A 1,321-nucleotide genomic window follows, 5' to 3' on the forward strand; every position below is an offset into this window, starting at 1 on the left:
TGAACCGTCCCGGCTTTGCCGGAGACCCCAACTCGTGAGAAGTAGGGTCTATGACAAGCAAGACGACGAACAAGTTTTCTCCTGAAGTCCGCACCCGCGCCGTTCGGATGGTGGTCGAGCATGAAGCCGAGCATCCTTCGCGGTGGGCGGCCGTGTCTTCCATAGCCGCCAAGATCGGCTGCTCGGCTCATACGCTCAATGAATGGGTGAAGAAGGCGGAGGTGGATAGCGGCAAGCGTGCGGGTTTGCCGAGTGACGTTGCGGAGAAGATGAAAGCCCTGGAGCGGGAGAACCGCGAGCTTCGTCAGGCCAACGAGATTTTGCGTAAAGCCTCTGCATATTTTGCGATGGCGGAGCTCGACCGCCCACTGAAGCGATGATTTCCTTTATCGATGCACACCGCTCGGTGCTCGGGGTCGAGCCGATCTGCAGACTGCTGCCGATTGCCCCGTCCACCTATTATGAGGTCATCGCCAAGCGCACGGACGTGGATCGTCTGTCATCCCGCGCCCGACGCGACATTGCCATCAAGGTCGAGATACGCCGGGTGTTCAACGAGAACTTCCAGGTCTATGGCGTGCGCAAGGTCTGGCGACAGTTGCAACGGGAGGGTTACGACATCGCCCGCTGCACAGTCGCTCGGCTTATGAGGGTAATGGGGCTGCAGGGCATCATTCGCGGCAAACCGATCCGCACGACGATCAGCGACAAGACCGCGCCATGTCCACTCGACCGGGTGAACCGACACTTCTTTGCTCCAGCACCGAACATGTTGTGGCTTTCGGATTTCACTTATGTTGCGACCTGGCAGGGCTTCGTCTACGTGGCCTTTGTCATCGATGCCTTTGCTCGCCGTATCGTCGGTTGGCGGGCAAGCCGGACTGCCCATGCGGGCTTTGTGCTCGATGCCCTCGACCAGGCACTTCATGATCGGCGGCCAGTTCACCGTGGCGGGCTGGTTCATCATTCCGACCGCGGCTCGCAATACGTGTCAATTCGCTATTCCGAACGATTAGCGGAGGCAGGAATCGAGCCTTCCGTCGGAAGCGTCGGCGACAGCTATGACAACGCTCTCGCCGAAACGATCAACGGTCTTTACAAGGCCGAGGTCATCCATCGACGTGGGCCGTGGCGCAACTTCGAAGCCGTGGAGTTCGCCACTCTGGAATGGGTCGATTGGTTCAACAACCGACGCCTTCTGGAGCCAATCGGCAACATACCGCCAGCCGAGGCTGAAGAACGATACTATGCCATGCTGGACGCACCAGCATTGGCCGCATAACTTAAACCAAACGGTCTCCGGTAAAGCCGGCGCGGTTCA

General features: G+C 59.0%; 1 protein-coding gene and 1 other annotated feature. The gene reads left to right on the forward strand.

Going from position 1 to position 1,321, the window contains the following annotated elements; translation table 11 throughout:
* Positions 1 to 50: 50 nt before the first annotated feature.
* Positions 51 to 1,282 (forward strand): IS3 family transposase gene (locus FHX06_RS35460; protein ID WP_183851289.1). Its coding sequence is split into 2 segments (ribosomal slippage): positions 51 to 342 and positions 342 to 1,282, totalling 1,233 coding nucleotides; the frame shifts between segments, so codons are not numbered across the junction.
* Positions 335 to 451: a sequence feature (AL1L pseudoknot), on the forward strand. It overlaps the preceding gene by 117 nt.
* Positions 1,283 to 1,321 lie beyond the last annotated feature (39 nt).

The sequence above is a fragment of the Rhizobium sp. BK512 genome, assembly GCF_014194915.1.
Classification (GTDB): domain Bacteria; phylum Pseudomonadota; class Alphaproteobacteria; order Rhizobiales; family Rhizobiaceae; genus Rhizobium.